Annotated in this window: 18 protein-coding genes and 2 pseudogenes; all 20 read right to left on the bottom strand. The window is 41.2% G+C overall.

What is annotated here, in order from left to right; genetic code table 11:
* Position 1: 1 nt before the first annotated feature.
* The 20 genes and pseudogenes from ACESZG_RS17885 to ACESZG_RS17790 all read right to left on the bottom strand — a co-directional run bounded on the left by ACESZG_RS17885 (position 2) and on the right by ACESZG_RS17790 (position 19,994).
* The gene (locus tag ACESZG_RS17885; protein WP_195659000.1) at positions 2-1,009 is read right to left on the bottom strand and encodes a lysozyme family protein; all 1,008 of its coding nucleotides are present in this window, start codon (positions 1,007-1,009) and stop codon (positions 2-4) included.
* Positions 1,006-3,216, bottom strand: coding sequence for a CD3337/EF1877 family mobilome membrane protein (locus ACESZG_RS17880; RefSeq protein WP_055273906.1), 2,211 nt, complete (start codon positions 3,214-3,216; stop codon positions 1,006-1,008). Before ACESZG_RS17880 ends, ACESZG_RS17885 begins: the two co-directional genes overlap by 4 nt.
* The gene (locus tag ACESZG_RS17875) at positions 3,216-5,666 is read right to left on the bottom strand and encodes an ATP-binding protein (protein ID WP_055273904.1); all 2,451 of its coding nucleotides are present in this window, start codon (positions 5,664-5,666) and stop codon (positions 3,216-3,218) included. The genes ACESZG_RS17880 and ACESZG_RS17875 overlap by 1 nt, the downstream gene beginning before the upstream one ends.
* Positions 5,644-6,042: a conjugal transfer protein gene (locus tag ACESZG_RS17870; protein WP_055273902.1), complete on the bottom strand. Its 399-nt coding sequence runs from the start codon at positions 6,040-6,042 to the stop codon at positions 5,644-5,646. Before ACESZG_RS17870 ends, ACESZG_RS17875 begins: the two co-directional genes overlap by 23 nt.
* A gap of 108 nt (positions 6,043-6,150) precedes the next feature.
* Positions 6,151-6,654, bottom strand: a complete 504-nt coding sequence (locus tag ACESZG_RS17865) for an antirestriction protein ArdA (RefSeq protein WP_002323345.1) — start codon at positions 6,652-6,654, stop codon at positions 6,151-6,153.
* Between the two features lie 17 nt (positions 6,655-6,671).
* On the bottom strand, positions 6,672-7,175 hold the full coding sequence (locus ACESZG_RS17860) for an antirestriction protein ArdA (RefSeq protein WP_173700319.1): 504 nt from the start codon (positions 7,173-7,175) through the stop codon (positions 6,672-6,674).
* Positions 7,094-7,390 carry a hypothetical protein gene (locus tag ACESZG_RS17855; RefSeq protein ID WP_055057930.1) on the bottom strand — a complete coding sequence of 99 codons (297 nt, stop codon included), beginning with the start codon at positions 7,388-7,390 and terminating at the stop codon, positions 7,094-7,096. The genes ACESZG_RS17860 and ACESZG_RS17855 overlap by 82 nt, the downstream gene beginning before the upstream one ends.
* 91 nt (positions 7,391-7,481) lie before the next feature.
* Positions 7,482-7,901 carry a nuclear transport factor 2 family protein gene (locus ACESZG_RS17850; protein WP_009243012.1) on the bottom strand — a complete coding sequence of 140 codons (420 nt, stop codon included), beginning with the start codon at positions 7,899-7,901 and terminating at the stop codon, positions 7,482-7,484.
* 67 nt (positions 7,902-7,968) lie between these two features.
* Entirely contained in the window at positions 7,969-8,190 is a 222-nt protein-coding gene (locus tag ACESZG_RS17845) for a hypothetical protein (protein ID WP_055057929.1), read from the bottom strand.
* A pseudogene (locus ACESZG_RS17840) lies at positions 8,191-8,304 on the bottom strand (DUF3789 domain-containing protein); the annotation flags it as partial.
* A 33-nt stretch (positions 8,305-8,337) separates the two neighbouring features.
* Positions 8,338-9,534, bottom strand: coding sequence for a MobT family relaxase (gene mobT, locus ACESZG_RS17835; RefSeq protein ID WP_195659001.1), 1,197 nt, complete (start codon positions 9,532-9,534; stop codon positions 8,338-8,340).
* A 183-nt stretch (positions 9,535-9,717) separates the two neighbouring features.
* Positions 9,718-11,112, bottom strand: coding sequence for an FtsK/SpoIIIE domain-containing protein (locus tag ACESZG_RS17830; RefSeq protein WP_195285011.1), 1,395 nt, complete (start codon positions 11,110-11,112; stop codon positions 9,718-9,720).
* Between the two features lie 92 nt (positions 11,113-11,204).
* Positions 11,205-11,642, bottom strand: a complete 438-nt coding sequence (locus ACESZG_RS17825) for a hypothetical protein (protein ID WP_055273894.1) — start codon at positions 11,640-11,642, stop codon at positions 11,205-11,207.
* 101 nt (positions 11,643-11,743) lie between these two features.
* A complete protein-coding gene (locus ACESZG_RS17820; RefSeq protein WP_002347267.1) occupies positions 11,744-12,127 on the bottom strand; it encodes a YdcP family protein in 384 nt (127 codons plus the stop codon).
* 15 nt (positions 12,128-12,142) lie between these two features.
* A complete protein-coding gene (locus ACESZG_RS17815; protein WP_003059926.1) occupies positions 12,143-12,469 on the bottom strand; it encodes a YdcP family protein in 327 nt (108 codons plus the stop codon).
* Between the two features lie 236 nt (positions 12,470-12,705).
* On the bottom strand, positions 12,706-15,369 hold the full coding sequence (locus tag ACESZG_RS17810; protein WP_373218868.1) for a collagen binding domain-containing protein: 2,664 nt from the start codon (positions 15,367-15,369) through the stop codon (positions 12,706-12,708).
* 666 nt (positions 15,370-16,035) lie between these two features.
* Positions 16,036-16,887: a tyrosine-type recombinase/integrase gene (locus ACESZG_RS17805; protein ID WP_055057923.1), complete on the bottom strand. Its 852-nt coding sequence runs from the start codon at positions 16,885-16,887 to the stop codon at positions 16,036-16,038.
* Between the two features lie 76 nt (positions 16,888-16,963).
* Positions 16,964-18,094: a YhcG family protein gene (locus tag ACESZG_RS17800; RefSeq protein WP_081026437.1), complete on the bottom strand. Its 1,131-nt coding sequence runs from the start codon at positions 18,092-18,094 to the stop codon at positions 16,964-16,966.
* Positions 18,095-18,296: 202 nt separating this feature from the next.
* Positions 18,297-18,572: pseudogene (locus ACESZG_RS17795) on the bottom strand (TnpV protein); the annotation flags it as partial.
* 216 nt (positions 18,573-18,788) lie between these two features.
* Positions 18,789-19,994 (bottom strand): ATP-binding protein, encoded by a 1,206-nt coding sequence (locus ACESZG_RS17790; protein WP_055057922.1) that lies wholly within the window; start codon positions 19,992-19,994, stop codon positions 18,789-18,791.
* Between the last annotated feature and the right edge of the window lie 165 nt (positions 19,995-20,159).

Below are 20,159 nucleotides of genomic sequence, written 5' to 3'. Positions count from 1 at the left end.
TCTATTGTTTTACTCGTCCTGCACCGATTAAGTGCTGTTGCCAGTAACTACTACTTAGGTCTGCATATCCTATCGGGTCGCCTGCGTGGTACATCTGTGTCGGCGAAACAAGAATACCGACGTGTGTTACATACGAACCAGCGTTATAGGTGGAATGGAAAAACACCAAATCGCCTGCTTTTGCCTGCGAGAGTGGCAGATGTTGGGTTGCGTCATACTGTGCTTGTGCTGTTCTCGGTAAGGAGATACCAGCTTTTCCATAGCACCATTGCGTCAATCCCGAACAATCAAAGGAAGTATTCGGGTTACTGCCACCATACACATACTTCCAGCCTTGATATTTCAACGCTTCATTCATTACCTTTTGTGCCAGTTCTCCCGATACCTGCGGAACTGCTAAATACTGATTGACTACTTCCACATAGAACATATTTCCATAGCCATACCGCCAGCCCCCATTCTTAGCAACGGCTATCGGGTTGGTGTAGGTTACTTTCTTTCCACCCGATTTCTCACGGGCGAAGCTCTCTGCAAGATTAAAAGTGTGTTTTTTTCCTTTTCCTGCCACATATCCCACATAGCCACCGCCATAGTTATAAGACTGTATTGCTACATTCAAGTCGTCGATACCTTGATTTTTGCAGGAAGAAAGCAGGGACGCAAAATACTTACACCCCTGCTTGATTGAGCTTTCCGTATCTAAAGAGTTGGGCGGTAAACCCAGACTTTCCGAACTCTGCATAACATCTTCTGCCGTACCACCACTTTCTACTTGAATGATAGCAAGTAGCACATTGACATACTCGGAGATACCGTTTTCTCTGGCGTACTTTTCCACCATAGGCTGATGTTTCAAGACTTCTGCGGATAAGTTCATACCCGTAATGCCAGAAGAAAAGTTGCTGTTCTCATCGTCGCTGTCCGCACTAATCAGCACCCCAAAGAAAAGCACCAGAGAAAAGAGGATAGGAAACAGATTGCCGATAAGAGCGATATGTTTCAGTTTCATTTTTTCTTCTGTCCTTTCTTCGTTACAAGGTTACGAGTTTTCTCTATGGTCTGTTGGTTCTTCTGGACGGTTTGTGTTTGCTGAACCTTTATCCTGCGGTCTTTGGTGTCATTCTGGTGTGTTTCCTGCGATACCACTTTTTCTACATTCTGCCTATGTACTGGCTGTGCAGGCTGGGTCGCTTTTCTATCAGAAGCACCAGAAGATAGCGGACGCTCTTTGATAACATTTGTCTTGACTGGCTCACTTGCTTTTGAAGTGGTCGCTGTGGCAGGGCGTTTCACTTCCTGCATTTTTTCCGCACTCGGCTTTGGAATGGTTGAAGCTGTGGCTGGTCGCTCATGGGGACGGGTAGCTCCCGTTGTCGCTGATCCGTCAGCCTTTCGCTGTGCCTGCCTTGCTTCTTGTGCCTTTTGAAGTTCCATACGCTTGTCAGCGATATTCTGTCTGCGTTGCTCCTGCTTTTCCAATTGTCCCGTCTGTCTGGACTGCTGTTCCTGCACCATGCCACGCTTAAAGTCAGACACGCTGGACTTTGCCTTTTCCTTTGCGGAATACACCGCATAAGCGGTCTGTGTCGGCATATCCTTGATGTTTTCTTTGACAGCGTTTGCCTTGTCTTTCACTTTATTTTTCGTATCTAAGACAGCACCCACCTTTGAGCCTGCACGCTGTCCCATGCTGGAAGTGATATTGCCCCGATTTTCTTTAGAAGCTGTATTTTTTCTTTCAGCCCTCTTGCCAGCAACGGCACTTCCAGCCACCGCACCAGCGACACCGCCCGAAATACCGCCAGCACTTACCGCCCTTGCAATACGGTGTTCCATACGCCTAGCTCTATGTCGCATAAACAGATACGGTCTGCGGAAAATTCTTCGTCCCATGCTTTGACTATCATTAGCGTTCAAAGAGAACATATTCATTAAATCGCCCAGCTTCATATAGATACCAGCAAAACATACTATCTGCAAGAACGCCACCATGAAGAACGGATAGTCCGTGGAAATGTTATAAAACATACTGGAAATGCTGAACGCCACCGTTACAATGAGCGTTATTCCTGCCCGTGTCATAATGGTATTAAACACCCTAACGATTGCCTGTTTTGCCATGCTTTCATAGCTCGGTATCATGGAAAGTAGAAAGCTGATAGGTAAAAACATTGCAAAGATAATAAAAAGTATCTGGCTAAACAACATCATGCCCGTAAGCAAGAATACAAATATCGTTATCCCTAAATTGAAGAACAGTAGGAAGAACACCATACCTAAACGGTTCACTACCTGCGGTATCGTCAGATTGTTGTTGTCGTTGTCCTCGATTTCTGTTTTCACGACTTCCTCTCTGGTTTTCCCGTCCTCGTCCTCTGGACTTGCCGATACAAGAGCTTCGACACGGTCTGCCCCGATTTCTTCTGTGTTGCTGTTACCGAATTGCAGAAGTAGCCACGGCTGTTCCACTTGAATAGAAAATAGGCTGTCCCGTATCAAGTCCACGCTGTCCTTGCCCTCGCTGTCGGAGTTGGGGAGCATGATTTTTGTTCCCAAGTCCAAAGAAGCGGTACTGATGTCTGATGAAAATTCATTTATCTTCTTGATGTAGTCGGGAGCGTAGGCAATAAACGAAGCGGACAGCACGAACACCACCACAAAGTTGATAACAGCGTGAAGTGCCTTGCTGGTTTCCCGTTTAATCAGTCCCGTATAAGCAACATACATTCCCACCACTAAGATAATGAGAAGCAGGAAACCAACATAGAAGCCCGTAGAAGAAAAGCCGTTCTCGGTTACACCTGCAAGGGTCTGTATGCTCTTTCCGATACTGTCTGCCATATCGTTAATAAAATCAAGTTTATAGGCTTCCTGCACCACATAGCCCGTGGCATTGCTTAAATAAAGGCTTATCGTCCAGACAAAGTTGGTAATGCAGTAAAGCCCGTACTGTACCGATTTTCCAATGCCGTCCAGCCAGTTCCACGGCAACCATGACCAGCTATTATCCACATAAAAATCAAGCTGGTAGTTGGAAAGGGGATATTTTGAGTAAAGATTTTCTGCGTTTATGGTATCGTCTACAAGTCCCGTTGCATGAGCCACCGTCCCCAAAAGTGAAAGCAGGATAAGGGAGAGTGCCACCACGAACAGAGCCATTTTGAGAAAGTGAAGTATCTTCCTTTTTGTGAACGCACCTTTTATCCTTTCTTTCATCACTCCACCTCATTTCTCTGTACGGGCGGTCTGGTATCAAAGGCGTGTAGCAGTTCTTCAAAAACTGGGTGTATCTGTACCACACCGACACGCCCGTATAAGTCCTGCAATAAGCATTGTCCGTTCTCCAAATCACGAAGCCGTTTCTGGTTGTTTTCATCGTCCTTGTCGATACCGAAAAATTCTAAGGTCTGTTTTATCTCGTTGATGTCAGTAGAACGGAAAGCGAATTTTAAGCCGATATTGTTTTTCAGACTTTCCTTTGCCACGTCCCCAGAAGATTGTGTAACGAAATAAACGCCTGCCTGCATAGCTCGTCCAGCACGCACCAGCTTGTTAGAGAGCGTTTCTCCTTGTGCCACATTTAAGAACGCCCACGCTTCGTCCAAATCGACAATCTTAAAAATACTTCTGTCCGAATGGATAAAATCAAGGGCAAAGGTACTAATCACAATCAGCATAGATACCGACAATAATTCAATGGTCGTGTATTCTTCAAAGGTCGTGTCCTTATCTGGCAGTACAAGGTCGGCTACTTGAATGATATTGAGCTGGTTATCAAGGCTGATTGCATTTTCCACCGTACCGTCTGAAAACAGCAGATGTGCAAAGTCGTAGTCCGTGAAGCTGTCGATATGGTCTGCGATATTTCTTGATATGGGCGTATCTTCACGGCGTAGCTCGTCTATTACATGGAGCAAGCCCCGACTGTCGCTCTGGGTAACGGAACGAACCGCTTTTCGTAACACGGGGAATTTTTCGCCGTCCCTAGAGGAAATACCCGTAAGGAATGTTAAGATGTCGATTGCCAGACTTTCAGCGTCCTTTACATTCTTCATAATCACGAATGGGTCAAGAAGTCCTGCATTGTCTTTATCGCTGGTAAGATTTACGATATTGATTTCATGGGCGATTTCTGGAAGTGTTTCTTTCCAGTTGCCACGCTCGGCTTTGGGGTCTAAAATGACTGCTTGACCGCCAAACAACACCGAATAATACACCAGAAGATTGTTGCAGAACGACTTTCCACCGCCAAGCGAACCGACAAAAGCAGACGCTAAAGCGTTGGTAACTGTACCTTTTACGCCCTGCGAAGCTAAAGACGGTTGCAGGTACACATTTCTTCCCGTATCAACGGAATAGCCCATATAGATACCCGTAGTTTCCCCTAACTGCTGGGTCGCTCCAAAGCCAAGCCCTGCCAAGAAGTCTGATTTTACATACTGCACATAGTCATTGATATATCGCTTGCTGGCAGGTAAAAATTCAGAATGAAGCCCCAGCATATCCCCAGCAGGACGCACCAGCTTTACATTGAGGTCGTCGTAAAAGTCCTTGACTTCATCACAACGGCGTTTCAGCTCGTCAAGATCGGATGCAGACACCCGTATAACGTAGCTTAACTTATACATACTTTCTTTTGTCTGGTCTAAGTCCGTTTCCAGCTCGTCCACGCTGTCTAATGCGTCCACCACATTTGAGCTGGTTTCACTTCCTGCTTGATAAGCGTGATTGTCAAGGTCTTTCAATTCCTTTTTCTTGTTGCGTACGGTCGTTAATGCTTTTCGGTTCTCCACGATTTCTACATTCATAGAAGTATCAACGGGGAATGTGAATTGCTGTTGCTGGAAATAGAAGATTTCACTTGACGGAAAATCAAGCTCGCCGACAATCGCATTGACGGTAAAATAGGACACATAACTTTCCTTGTCCTCATGTTCCAAGCGTAAATACCGCTGGCTTTCTTCAATCACACACCTTGTCGGACGGATAAGGTCGTAGTATTTTATCAGCGTTTCTTTGTTCAATTTTTTCTTTGGTAGCTGGTACTCATAATCTTCATAAGCGATACCGTCCCTGCCGTAAAGATGTTCCATGAGATACCCAAAATCATTGATTTCCAAGCGACGCACCTTAAAGCGACGGGAGATTTTATTTTCCAGTAACTTTTCCATTTTCATGTAACGGTTGATTTCATCATTCGGCATGGAAACAAAATCATTCATCAGCGTGTGGTTCACTTCATGGAGAAATTCTGTGAACGTCAGCCACGCCGATTTTTTGATGTTCTTCAGATTGAGCTGTTCTTCCGTAACCATGAGCTTAAAGCCAAGAAAAAAGCGGTAGTCCACTTGATTGTCCCCAATCATAGATACTAACGCTTCGGTCTGTTCGTCTATCTTCTGGCAGGCAACTTCCTTTAATTTTCCAGTTACCAGTTTCTTTGACTGTTCCTGCATACTGCGGATTGAGCTTTCTGTGGCAATCTGCAACGCATGAATTTTACCCTCACGGGACTGTGCGATAAGCTGTCGGAAACTGTCATGCACGATAAATTTCTGCTCTGCGGATAGAAAAGAATAGTTGTATGGTATCAGCTCATAGTAGGCGAACACCTCATTGTCCTTGTTCCAGACAAGGTTATTGTCAATATATTTTATCGGGAACATAGTTCACACTCCTTACTGCCGTGATTGTTTTATTCAATATCTGCTTATGCAGTTTTACGGCTTTTCCTGCATAAGTGATTTTTGGTCGCAGGGCATAGGTTATCTGTGATTTCAAAAAGCAGTACGGCTTCTTTCCATCAAAGGTTTTCTGCGACATGAACCAAGTGAGAGCAACGGGAATACCAAAGTATTTGAGAAATGCTCCCTTAATCATGGAAAGTGGGGGAATATCCCCAAACAGAATGATGATAAATTCCGTAATCACAAACCATGTAATCTGTGTAAAAGTAACGGGAAAGGGTAAGTTAAAGTCATTGATTGCATATAAGACTTTTTCCACGTTCCAGATACCCGTGTAGCTTTTAATCTTTTTCAAGTTCTTTCAGCTCCTTTCAAAATAGAAAAGGACAGCCATTTTCAGACTGTCCCTTAAAAGAGAAATACGCTGTCAGTAGCAACAATGCTTGTCGCTGATCTTCCAGCGTTAATATGGTATCTCGCACATACCTCGGCTTGTTTCAATAAAGCAACCGCCCATATCCAAATCTCGCCCGTAGGCTTCATAGTCAATGTAATTCTGTAAGCTGGGTGGAATGTCCCCAAGTGCCTGCAATTCGTCTATGTAGTAGTAGGCAACATCTGTCATGGTTTCACAGTCGGGATAATAGTAAATATCGTCCTTATGTTCCACGACTTCTTCCAGCGTCCCATAGTGGCTGATAAATTCGTCCAGACACTCTACAATATAGTCGGGAAGTTCCTCTATCATTTCATACATCTCATTGAGTTCTTCAATGGAAACATACTCGCCAATCGCAATGGGAAAGTTGTCGGTATCATGGATAGCGTATTCCTCATACTGTTCATTCAAGCCGATTTTTTCTTTCACATCTTCCTCGTCAATAGGAAACGTGAACCAAGCACCGACTAAATAGCCCTCATTGTATTTGCCAAGATTAGCAATATAAACCGCCATATCATCAATCATAAGCACCACCTCATTTCCTACTCTGGCAGTTCAAAGATACCGTGTTCTGTTACTAAAAATTTCCCGTGTTCCTGCAAGTGAGAAGCATAGGCTTCAAAGTCAAAGTAGTATTCTTGACAGTCGTCGGACAGATGTTTGAACGTCGGGTCGTTCATCAGCTTTTGCCTTGCAACATCTATCATGCTTTTGCAGTCGGGATAAACCGTAATCACGTTCCTGCAAATATAAAGTGCTTCTAAATTCTCAAACACCGTAAGTAGTGATACATATTCTTCCTGCATATCACTTGAAAGCTGGCGGTACATAAAATCTAATTCGTTGAGCTGATACACGCTGGTATGTTCGTGAACTTCATCAGCATAAGGCAACACCTTTTCGATAATGCGGTAATCCCCACTTTCTGCACCGACACCTAGCTTTTCTTCAAACTCGGCAACATCTATCGGCAAGTCGAACCAGTATGATATTGTTTCTTCGCCAGTTGTTCCTTTCGTTTCCACCAGCACCCTTGTTTCCTGCATTGTTTCTCACGTCCTTTCTGTTGTTTCATCACATCTTGTAAGGTCTGGTACGACATACCAAACACATATTTAGAAAAATCTTCTAACTGTCTTTCTTCATAGTCGGCAGGGTTCAACCGTTTCATTTCCTGCCACACCTTACGCTTGTAGGAGGGCAGGTCTGAAATGTATTCACAGCCGACTTTTTCCTGCATATCCTTAACAATATCATTCATTTCATCACTCCAATCTGAAATTTTGGCAAGAAAAAAGCAGTCAATCCTAAGACTAACTGCTTTGTGTATATGGATATAATTTGATTAAGTTTTAAAACCAGTTTGTTTTTTCATCTCTAAATTGAGGGTTATCGCTGTGCTGATATGGATTGTAGTTATTGAGATTGCAACCATATTCTTTTAATGATTTGATTTTGTTATCTTCTGTCCATTCAATTAAGGAAATACCGTCAAATTCTTCAACACTTCCCGTATTCATTTCATTTTTAAAATACCATTCTACGACAGTTTGATTTTCTTTATGAAAGAACTGTTTAATATCCCAAATAATGACTTTACCACGAGTATTCCATTCATTAAACCAATGTTTTACTGTTTTAAGATTTTCATATTTAGGACACCAGCTTTCCGTATAAACAACATCTTCTGTAAAAATTTTATCCATTCCTAAGTCTTGCTGTTTCAACCACATATCAAACCATAAACGAATAATTTTCTCTCTCTCATTCAAAATAGAACACCTCGATTACTTCTTTTTTCACATTATAGCACCCATACATCAGCACCACAATAAAATTTTACGCACCTATAATCCTATTGAACAGCTCTAACAGTACATCTTTCACACCGCCAGCATTGAATACCAAACCGACAGCAATCAAGGCAACCACCAAAAAGCCGATAAGTTTGGAAAACTCACGCTTGAAACCTAAGTAGATACCGATAACCACAATCGCCATAAGCACTAAGCTCTGTGCGTTTGATAAAAACCATTGATATAAATTTTGTCCGAAATTCATTTAATTGTCCTCGCTTTCTTCTAATTGTTTCATTTCATAGTCAGCTTCTTTGCCGACATTCAAAATACACATCAAGACTACGCCGATACCCATTCCCATAGATACCAGTAGGAAGTCTTTTAATAATACCCACATTTTTTATCACTCCTAACTTTCCACCAAATCTTTTGCAGGGGTCGTCTGCTGTTTGATTATCATTTCATGCTTTTCTGTGAGCTTTGCCTGCTGTTCGATTGTTTCCATGTAGTCTGTACCGTTTCCCTTATCAATCTTTTTCAGCATTTTCAAGGTTGGTGCTACCTGCCGTTGTACCCACCGCAATGTACGGTCTAAGGTGTAAGGCTCTGGCTTTGTCGTCAGCTTCAAGCTCTGTCTGTTATCGCCGATAAACCAAGCCCAGCGGTCATTGAGTTTCCAGTCATTTTTTCGCTTGTCGGGTTCTTCATCAACAAACCGCACATACTGATTGATGATAGAAAAGGCGGTCTGCTCTGCGTCATAATAGGTCAGCAAATCCTGTACTGCATAGTAAGCACGTTCATTTCTAAGCCGTATCTCAAAACGGTTGATAATGTCGGCTTCTTCAAGCGGTGTCCCTAACTTGACGTACTGCTCATAGTCCTTTTCATAGATACAGAAATACACATCTGATTTCAGAGAACCAAGATAAAGGGTACGTCCCATATATTCTCTGTCGTCCTCTCTGTGCTTGATAAGCTCGCCCGACTGGTAAAACTTATAACTTCTGGACTTTCCGATATATTCCCGTTTCCTGCATTTTTCCGCAAGCTCTGGAATATCCAAAATGCCCGTATGGTCGTTGATAGCAAGGTCGATACGCTTCATCACGCCACCGTCTACTAATGCGTCCATGAGGAAGTCATACCAGCTTCTTTGCTGTGCCAGCAGGTAACTTTCAAACTGCCTGCACCCACGCCCCTTTAACTCTAAAAGGACACCTTTTTCTTCGTCAGCCGACGTATAGATAAAGATGTCCCCCAGAGAATAATGCTCCGTATAACTGTAATGTCCGTAATCTTCATGGAGCATATAATTGATATTCAGTTTTAATATATCTTTGATGATGTGCTGTATATCCAGCGTGGGAAAACGAATTTTTACATAATCAAACAGCATGGTAAGCGGTGCTTCTGGATTGAACCTTGCCAGTTCTTTATGCAGAGTTTCCAGAAGTTCTTTTGACGGCTTCATTTTTCCACTTTCTATCTTGTTGAGATATTCCCTTGTGATACCAGAAGCCAACGCCAGCCTGCCTTGTGAGATACCATAAGCAATCCGTTTCTCCCGTAATTCTTTTATCCATTGTTCTTCATTCAGAACCATACCCCCAATCTGTAAAGTGTGAAGTTTTTTAAGGCGACTTCACAGCCGATTTTTGCTAGAAAACCATGCCAGAAGCCTTATGTTTCCTATGTTTTTTGTCTATTGTCTATTTGCAAACGTACCCCTCTGTTAGATACCGAGGGGTTTTACCTGCTGGCGTGGCTTACGCCACACCAGCAACGGCTAGTCCGTGCCGTCGCCTTTCGCTTCGCACGTCGCCGTCCCGTCCTGCCTTGCTTGTGCAAGAGAGCCGATAGTCTGCAAAAAATCATGTCCTTTCGGGACTAAAGGCGTGTAAAATTCACTTATGACGCTTGTTCCCACATCACAATAGCCACGCCCCTTGATACGCTTCTGAAAAAACTGCTTTTTCACATCTGAACCGAACAGCATACCGTAACCTAATTCACTGATACGCCCAAGTCCCACACGGAAATTGAAGTTATCTCTGATACCGTCCGAGAAATACTTTGCGTCTGGACGCTGGCAGGCAACGATAAGGAAATATCCTGCTTGTCGCCCTAACATGACGATTTTCTTTAACTGGCTAAGTAAGCCCACGCTTTCTTTTGTCCCCAGCATTTCAAAAAATGCTACATATTCATCAAAGATAAGAAAGCAGGGTGGCAGTCCCAGATAGGCATAGTTTTCGCCAGTCTTATAGTTCGGGTGTCGTTTCATTTCCTCACTTCGCTGTACCATGCCCTCATAAAAGGCATGGACGCAATCTATCATTTCTTCTTTAGTATGGTAGATGTTTGGCATGACTGTTCCCAAGTCCGCAAGGTCGCTGTTCTTTGGGTCTAAAATGTAAAGGACAGCGTTTGTATGCAGTAAGGCTTCAATGAGCGTCAGCAGAAAATAGGTTTTACCGCCACCAGTCCCACCAGCGATAAGGGCGTGAGGGAGTGCGTCATATTCCCAGACAAGATTTTTCATCAATCTAAGACAGCCGTTTTCTGCCCGTACTTCATTAATGGTAATGCGGTTCGCTATCATATCATAAAGCAGGGTATATTCAATATAGCCGTCATGCAGGGTCTTGTCAGTCAGCTCGCAATACAAGCCACTTTCCAGCTTATCCTCTAACCGTAAAAGCTGGTCTTGATATTTTCCCAGCGTGATTTCACAGCGGATATGAAGCAAGCCTTTTTCCATTTGATAATAAATCTTTGGAAACCAGACGATTTTTTCCCTTGATCTGCTTTGCAGGTCAGTAAAAAAACCGCTGTCTTGTACGGTATCAGCTTCATACCATTTATTTTCCAGTACCATTCTTGCCAGCTTTTGACGGTGCAGGAGCTTCTTGAAACTGTCGTAACAAAAGCGGTAATACAGAAAAGCGACCAATGCACAAACACCAGTCGCTATCAGTATGGTTATGAAGTTGTAAGGGGAAAGCGTCAAGCCGTTTTCTAACAAGCTGAAATGCTCCCAATCGGTACGCATGAGCTGTTTGATATTCAGTAGCAGAAGAACCGCCACAAATACAAACAGAAGCGTCCCTATGGAAAAGTGGTAGACAAGGTTCTTGTTGCTGGCTCTGATACGGTGTCCTTTGTTTAAAATCATTCTCATAAATCAATCACTCCTTTCTGGGTACGAAAAAAGCAGTCAATCCTAAGACTAACTGCTATGTATGTATAGATATGAAATTGTGAAACTGGAAGTTATCGCTCTGACATATATTTCTGTATTTCATCAGAGGTCAATTTTCTTATCTGCGTATTTGCATATTCTCTGTATTCTTCAATCATAAAAACAGGTTTCATATCTTTGCAAGTTTTTCCTTTGTTCTTTTTTAGATATAACAGCAAGTCCTCACTGTCCGCAAAGATTTTGTATGAAAGTCTGCCATTTTCACTTTTCAGTTCATAAATACCACATGACTTTTTGGTACTATAATCAGCAGTACGCAAATATAATTTTGCAATTTCTAACGATTTAAAAGGGAAATTCCACCGTTGTAATCCACGTTTGGGGTCATGTTCAATGCAAATGCACCTCCCGCAAGTCCCACAAATGTATTGTGTATGATTTTCTAAACAATCCAATGGATTTAAGAGTGGTGTTATTCTATTTTCGTCAACATAACATTCCATACACATTTCAATTTCACTCCTTTTGCAACTTCAAATGTGTTACTTTCTTCATACCCATATTATAACAGTTCCATATATCTGCTACAATAAAAATCTACCCACCAAGTTTATTTTTTCGGTTGTCCCTGCGGTGTATGGTTCTGTGGATTGCCTGCGTTCTGATTGCCTTTATTCTTCAATACAATGTCCTCTGCTTTTACATACCAATCCACATCTGCACCCGTATAGGTCTTTCTTGATACCGTATCGGCTACGGGATTGACAAGCTCCACAACTGCATTGTATGGAAATTCCCTTAACGGTACTTCTGGCGGTACAGACACGGGGATAATTCCACCATGCAGACTACATTTTAAATCATAGATACGTTTTTTAAGCTGGGTACTCGGTGTCCCGTCCTCATTCTGTAAGAACACATCACGCACCGCTGTAAATTTTAATTCTCCAAATGTTTTCTCTTTGTCAATAACAAACCCGTTTGATAATCTCATAAATTCTTCACTCCTTTACTTTTCTTCAACTGCTACAATATCATCAGCGAGCAACACATAATCGGTATGTCCCATATCCCCGATTGCGTAACCTCTGCCATATAACTTCGGATTGACAAGTTTCACTTTCTGTTCATACTTGAAATGCTTTTCGCCAGCCTGCACGGGAATTTCCACCACAACATTTTCGCCTTTCTGTACGTCAGAATAAAGGTTATAGCTTCGTCTGGCTAAGACCCTGCGGTTATTTTTATCTCTTTCAAAGATAGGCTCACTTTCGCCTGCAAATTCAAGAGTTCCAAAAGACTGTGCCATATCTGGCACGACATATTTCATTTCCATATTGTTTTACCTCGTTTCTTTCTATTTTTGATAAGTTTGTTGATAGTGATTTCTTATTCTGGCAGTTAAGGAAGTACCAGCAAGCCCCCAGATAGTAAAGGGTAAAATAAATGCTTACGCACCCTTGACTATCCGTGTTCTTGCAGGTAAGTAGCAGACAAGCCAGAATAAGCGGAAGTCTGCCGACACGGTATCGGCGGAGAACGTGATTTTTCTTTTCTCATACCGTTACCGCCTTATGATTTCTTCATTTTACGGCGTTTGCAGAAGAAGATACCTGCCAGTCCAGCACCAGAAGTCAAAAGAAGTGCAAGCAGTCCGTAAAGGTTTGTGCTATCGCCAGTTTTTGGACTGTCTGTTTTATGCGGTGTATCTGGTGTCTGTGGTGTTTCGGGTTTCTCTGGTTCTTTTGGGACTTTGGTTTTTTCCTTAAAGGTAATCGTCTGTCCTTTGTCCTCAATATCCTTATGCTCGGTAACTTTCTTCGGCTCGTCTGGATTGCTTAAATCGTATAATTCCTCAAAAGTTACAAGTTGTTTGCCGTCAAGAGAAGTAGCGTCAAAGGTAAAGGCAACTTCCACTTTCATAGTTTCGCTGTCAGCAGTAAACGTATAATCACTTTCCACACGTTTCCCGTCAATGATAAGCTCGGCGTTTTCTTCCTTTAACATCTGCCAGCCTTTTAACTGATACTTTGTGCCTTTTGTAAGTCCGTCCAATTTGACAGTATCAACGATTGTAACCTCTTTTCCTGCAAGGATAGTCTTATCGCCGTCCTTGCTGGTTGCTGTGGTATGGATAGAGATTTCTTTTTCGTATTCATCAGTCAAAGTCCCTAAATCAATCACAAGATTATTTCTTGATACTACGATTTCAAACGGTGGGATAAGTTCAAAGCCTTTGTTACTATCAGAGCGTAATTCTTCAATGATATAGGTATCATAAGGTAATGCCCCCTTGCTGTCGTCTGGTTCAGAAGTCCCAAACCACACACCGTCCTCACTGGTCTTGCCTGCGTTTGTATTGTGCTTATGAGAAGCCCAGTCGGCAGAAGTGGAGAATTGCCCGTTATCATCAGTTACCACTACATGATTTTCGCCCGTTGTCTTGCTTGTGATCCTAAAGGGAACATCAGCAAGACGCTTATGTGTGCCTGCACCGATTTTTACGCCCTCAATATCTCCACGCTTAATCTGATTATAAATAGAATGGGCTTTTTCTGTTAAGTCCACGATTTTTCCATTTTCTGTGATTGTAAAATCAATCGGTTTTGCACCGTCAGTTAAGTAACCGTCGGGAGCTTCACTCTCAACAATACGGAATTTTCCATAAGGTAAGAGGTCAGAAGAAGTAGAAGCGATACCCTCAATATCTGTACGAATAGTTTTTACGACTTCATTTTTCTTATATAGCTTGCCCTCAACTAAAACAGAATTATCATTTAAGGAAATGATGTCAAAGACAGTATCTTTCAGAGTGGCACTTCCTTGTGGCTTTGTATCGCCCGTTTCTAAATCTCGTTTCTGAATTTTGACACCGCCACGGATAACCTTGTCTGATACGGAAAACTGGTTACTTCCAGATAATACGGCAAGGTCTCCGTCCTCGGTAATCTGTGTTACATATAAGCCCTTAATCTGTTCGGACTTATCGCCAGCCTGCATATATGCACCGTCCAACAAGTAGCCGTTTGGAGCTTTTGTTTCCTCAATGGTTAGTGTCCCAAGTGGAAGAACCGCCTTACCGCCCTGCATATAGAAGTTGTCGCCAGATACCTTGTAAGCGTCCGCTAATTTTGTGATGTAGTGGGTTGTTCCGTCGCTGTCTGTTTCAGCGATTGTCTTTGTAACCCATGTACGAGTAACTTCGGCAGGGAGGTTGTTTTTGTTATAGAAGCCAGCATAATACTTCCATGTAAATTCCGCACCTGCTAAAGAAGCGTCCCCTTGCGGATTGTCTTTCTGTGTTTCCATATCAATCTTGAAAAGCTCAATCAAAGTGTCTATTACTTTTGGTGTATCTGATACTTTCAAGGTTGCTGTCTTTCCAGCTTCAACCTTTAAGGAATATACAGTTTTATCCACTTTATATCCTGCTGGTGCGGATAATTCCTTGATATAGACTGTGCCAGCCGTTACCTCTGCAACATCTGTATTTCCGTTTTCATCAGTCGTAAGGGTGGCAAGCTGTTTCGTGCAGTCCTTATCAGAAAAGACACCATAGGTTGCACCTGCAATAGAGTAATTCCCGTTACCGTCTGTAATGCTGGTATTACTGGAAGTCTTTTGCAGTTTCGCATTTCCGACATTCAGTTTCGCCCAGAATTGCCCTAATTCCTGCCCCTCGCCAGAGTAGATATAACCGCCACATTCATAGCGTCCTTTATTTTCTTTGACAAAGGCTCTTGCACCAGCGAAAACTTCGTCCTGCGTAGCCTTTGGTATTTCATCATAAGAAGCTCGCACGTTATCACATTGCCAGCCAAGATGTACGCTTAATCTCTGCCAGACCACACATTGTTCCAACAGATAGACTTGCTTGTAGTTCAATTCCTTGTGAGTTTCGCCATACTGTTTGACATACCCTAAGGATAACGCCACATCTGAAATCTGGTCGGCACTCATGCGTGAGCTTGCGTCAGCTCTGGTCTTGTAGCCGTTCTTAAAATCTGTATTGATGTCAATACAATAGGCAGTTTCGCCCTCGACTTTCATATAGCCCTCATTGAATGTCGAACCGATAGAACCGTCATTCATTACTTTTTCAATGATACCGACACGCTCCGCACTTTCCGTCCAGTATTGCTTGCTTTCTGCATGAACGGGTGTAGTCGGTAAAGCAGTAACGACAGTTGCAAGAGCTAAGAAGCCCATACACAATCGTTTCCATGTCTTTTTCATAAATCTAATGCTCCTTTCATTTTTGGTAATAAAATAGCCGTCCAATAAGAACGGCTGGAAATAGAAAAGGAACGTCATTTTAGGCGTTCCATAGTCTATAAAATATTCAATTTTTTTACTGATGTGTTACTCATCAAAATCTCAAATCAAGGTTATTTGACACCAATTTTGACACCAAATTTTTGTATATTGACGATTTTTGATGAAATGTGATAAATTCATAAAACCCGTAAAAAGCCTGTAAATAAGCACTTTACGGCACTCTATGAACTAAGACAAAAGCTACGCTGTAATAACAAGAGGTGAGTGCTAATTTTTTGTGAAGATTTTGTGAACGCTACGAGCCATGCAAAATGGTGAAAAAAGACGCCCTGCTAGTTTACTTGCAAAGGCGTCTTTTTTTGCTATTTTATAGGGCGACAGCCCTACAGCGAGGGAATTCTTTCCCGAGCTGTGCATGGCGTAACATTCTCTTTCGCACTCGATTTTCTTGATTTGACCACATTTTTACGACAAATTCTTGGAAAAATATATTCGTCTGATTTTCTTACCACATTTTACGACAACGGCTTATGGTTTATACCACAGCAGGTACAGTTTCCGGCAGATTCATTTTAGACATCTCATTTTCCACGTGAGACTTCTCTGCAATATGATTGTAGACATTCATTGTAATCTGTGCATCTGAATGTTCTTCGCTCCGCTACGGTCGGTGCTAAACGGATGTCCACTGGACATCCAGCACCCCATCACATACTGCATAACTTTGGGATTGACATTGTTCTCACCCAATCTGGTACATCCCGTATGACGAAGAGTATGCGATGAAATAGAAGGCATCAGGTTCAGCTCTCTCTGTTTACGGAACGCATCATATACCATCTGTGTCATAGGAATGTCTCTGATTCCTGCATCCGTTTTGGTTTCTGAATCATGGAAACAATATCCTTCATCACCTTCATAATACACAAGCTGTCCACCTACATGGATCTCCCGATTCTTCATATTCTCCACCAGGTAATCTACAATCTCCATATCCCGGACACCTTTCACATTCCCTTTTGCATCAAATAAGTGAAAACGGCTCAGTTCCGGTTCTTCTTTTGGATTTCGCTCAAACCGAAGAATATACTGTTCCAGTAATTTCTCAACTTCTTTCTGATTATCCAGTTTGCCAAGATACTCTTTCTCTTTGAACAACTGCCAGCCTGCTTTTCCATCAAGACCAGCGTCTTTGAAAAATGTCAGTAACTTATCATTTACCCACTTCACTGAACAGGAAGCCACATAATGATAGGCACACTGGCAACTTCCAGTAAACTGAATAGCTCTCATTTCTTCTATAAAGGAATCTGCACTGAAATAATATCCGTCATCTTCCTGCACCAGACAAAGTGCCTGATAACCTGACATCACAATGTTCAGTGCGATATCCTGATTGTCCACCAGAAAGATATAGGTCTGTGCTGTCCCTTCTGGATTGGTTTCCATATAATGCTTCAAAAACTTCTTGTTCAAACTTATCACTTCCTTTCAGGCAAAGAAAAAGACGCAAGCCATATTTCTATGACTCACGCCTTTCTCTACTCATATTTTATAAATCTTTATTTTCTTTGTCTTCTTCTTTCTGTAGATAATAAAATCTCTTCTGAATTTCAATCTCTTCTCGAAGCTGTTCTTCTGATGGAAGGCAAGTTTTATATTTAGATGCAAATAATTGTTCGTGCCCATGCAATATAGAATATTTTGCAATATCTTCGTCTGTATCAGAACATAAAATAATGCCTAATGTTGGATTATCCCCTTCATTTCGCTTCATTTCATCATACATACGAATATACATATCCATCTGTCCCACATCCTGATGTGTGATTTTCGACGTTTTTAAATCAATCAATACAAAACACTTCAAAATGTAATTGTAAAAAACAAGATCAATGTAATAATCTTCTTTTTCAGTTCGAATATGCTGTTGTCTCGCTACAAATGCATATCCTTTCCCCAACTCCATGAGAAATTTTTGAATATGCGTGATAATTCTCTGCTCCAATTCACTTTCTGTAAAGTCTGTATTAGAAGATAGTCCAAGAAATTCTGCTATTACTGGATTTTTGATAAATTCCAGCTTATCAGCCTGATAAGTAGCTGTTAGTTCTTTCATTTCTTTTTCTACAGGTTCTGTATTTTGAGACATGAGCATGCGGTAATAATACTGTGAAGAAATATTCCGTTGCAAAGTCCGAACGGACCATGCTTGCTCCTGTGCCTCTTTTGCATACCATACTCGTGCCTCTGGTGATGTTTCCTGAAGCAAAATTCTATAATGCGTCCATGACAAGGGACGCCCAGACTTTGGACGCAGTGAGTCCAAAATTTGAGGAAATTCCTGATGAAATTTCATATATTTATAAAGACTACTAAAGTCAAAGCCTTTGCCATATTTTTCTTTTAATTCTGATGATAGCTTTTTCATAGTTTTTTTGCCATAGTCCGCTTTTCCATTTTCATTCAGACACTCTATAGCAATTCGTTTTCCCAACAACCAGTTCCTTTGAACCAGAATTGTATCGACAGCCGCATACGCAATACTTTGTGCACTCTCCACGATTTCACATGTATCAGCAAATAAATCTCCTGTTTCATGGTAAGCAATCATACTTTTATTTAATTTTGGACTCGGTGAATCCAAACTTGTTTTTTCTTTTTCAGAATGTTTTTTTTCCATCAAAGCAACCTCCTTTTCGATAATTGTTGCGACACTGTCGCAACTTTTCCATTTTGAAGTTCCAGATTGATACCTCAAAACGATTTCTTTAAATCTCCAAAATCTATGTTCTTATTTTACCCCAACTCTTTCATTCTGCCTACTGCTATTTCATGTTCACATATAATAATGAGGTCGCAATCCACGACCTCATCCCCTTCATTTAAACATAAATTAATTTCCTGAGAATAATCTCTTTCGCAATTGCTCTGTGCTGATTAGCAGCTCTTACCCATGCCATTTGATCTGCTTCTTTATCCCGCAGTGGTTCTTTTTCTTCCAACTGTTTCAGAATTACCTCTTCCCGTTCTCTGGCTGCCTTATCTACTTCCAGAAGATGCTCTCCAATGGTGTCCTGCAGAAGCATCACCTGATAAGTTTAATTTCGATGGTTCTTCAGATAATCTCTGCGAAGAAAACCATACTTGCCAAGTTGCTTCGCTGCCTGCGTTCATTTTATTAGCACTCTCCATTTCTCATCATTTTTTGACCACAAATTTACGACATTTACGACAAATCTGACACTGCTTTACAATACCAGACAAAATGACTGATGCCCCGGAAAGCCTGTAAAACAGGCACTTCCGGGATACACAAGACAGGACAAAAATCAACTTCCATTATCAAGTGATGAGTGCTAATTAATTTGCATTGCTCAGTCTACAATCCCCAATAACCAGTCTCTGGCATTAATACGTCGAATTCCCTCATATTGTTCTTCTGGTTCTTCATCCATTGTTAAGATAATCTTTGGATAATGATCTCGTATCGCCTGTAATGGTCTTAATTCTCTCAAAAGTGTATTTTCATCTCGTACAGTCAGTGCCACCTGGAAATATACCGTTCCCTTTTTATTCTGTGCCACAAAATCCACTTCATATGAATCGATTTTTCCAACATACACATCATATCCTCGACGTAACAATTCCAGATAGACTATATTTTCCAGAACATGTCCTGCATCTGCCTGCCTCGAACCTAAAAGCATATACCTCATTCCAATATCAACTATATAATATTTTTCAAGAGTTTTTAAATATTGTTTTCCCTTTATATTATAACGTTTTGCCTGATATATAATATAGCTCTCGCTAAAAGCCTCCAGATATTTTTCCACCGTTTTTGTATCAATTTTTCGCCCTTCTGAGGTCATCGTATCTGCAATTTTTTTTGATGACAATGGATTTCCTATATTATCAAACACAAATCTTAAGACACTCTTAAGCATCATAGTATCTGTGATTTTTTTCCTGTTTATAATATCCTTTACAACAATCGTATTATAGATTCCCTCCAGATAATCTCTGATCTCATCTGGCTGATTTTTTAATTCCAGTGTAAACGGAAATGAACTATTCTGCAAATACTCAGCATATTTGATTCCTCTGTCATTCATACTGCCAGTACTCTTCATATATTCCTTAAAAGACAACGGCAACATTTCAATCTGAATATATCTTCCTGAAATCATAGTTGCAATCTCACTGGACAACATATATGCATTGGAACCAGTCACATAAATATCTATGTTTTTTTTAATATAAAGACTGTCCAGCACTTTCGGAAAATCTGTTACATTCTGAATTTCATCAAGGAAAATATATGTCATTTTTCCATCAATCAGACGTTCCTTTAAATATTTATATAATTTCCTGTAATCTGTCAGTTCTTCATAATCAAGATCTTCAAAATTAATAGAAATAATCTGTTCTTCCTCAATCCCATGCTCTTTTAAATAATTGCGATAAATTTCCAGGAGCATAGATTTTCCACAACGTCGTACACCTGTAACAATTTTAATCAACTGCTTATCTTTCCAGGCTATCAGTTTTTCTAAATATTCTTTTCTTTCTATAATCATAATAATGCTCCCTTCTTTTTACTAATTATATTCCAAAAGCGATATAAAAATCAATAGTTTTTGGATCGCAATCCTAAGACTATTGATTTTTATATTTTTATCGGAACAAGAGTCAACTTACTATCTGTTTCTGCGTGAATCAATATTTTTTTACTGTATGATTCG

Source organism: Blautia sp. Marseille-P2398, from assembly GCF_964240315.1.
GTDB classification, from domain to species: Bacteria; Bacillota; Clostridia; order Lachnospirales; family Lachnospiraceae; genus Blautia_A; species Blautia_A wexlerae.
Note: the sequence above shows the minus strand (reverse complement) of the source record. Positions and strands in the feature narration are given on the sequence as shown.